Annotated in this window: 1 protein-coding gene; it reads left to right on the forward strand. The window is 43.3% G+C overall.

Going from position 1 to position 531, the window contains the following annotated elements; genetic code table 11:
• On the forward strand, positions 1-393 hold a 393-nt coding region (locus tag R7190_RS30335), incomplete at its 5' end, for a LysE family translocator (protein ID WP_318138270.1).
• Positions 394-531: the final 138 nt, after the last annotated feature.

A 531-nucleotide genomic window follows, 5' to 3' on the forward strand; every position in this document is an offset into this window, starting at 1 on the left:
GGTGCGGCATATTTGATTTGGTTAGGCATTCAAGCATTTCGATCAAAACAAAACGATTTTGCGAAGTCCGACTCTGCACAGGTGTCAACCAGCCACGTCAGCGCCTATACCAGTGGTTTTATCGTTGGTTCCAGTAATCCGAAAGCCATTATTTTCTTTACGGCACTATTCCCACAATTCATTGACCCAACCGCTTCGCTGCTGACCCAATATGCGATTTTCGCGGGTACATTCGTAGTATTCGAATTGAGCTGGTTAACCTTTTACTCCTTATTAGGGGTGAAAACATCCAATTGGTTATTTGAAGCAGGACGAGCTAAGTTGTTCAATCGCTTAACGGGTGGGGTGTTTATCAGTGCTGGTGTGATGCTATCTACGGCGAATCGCAGCTAGATTGTGAGGTAACCCCTAATTTAGGGATAGCTTATTTCCAATATGGAAATTAACGGTTTGTTTTTTTTCATTAGTGGCAAGGCTTAACTAGGCGTAAAATTCAATCTAGCCCTTTAGGGGTAATGGTCTGTACCTACC

The organism is Vibrio sp. 1078-1 (assembly GCF_033340475.1).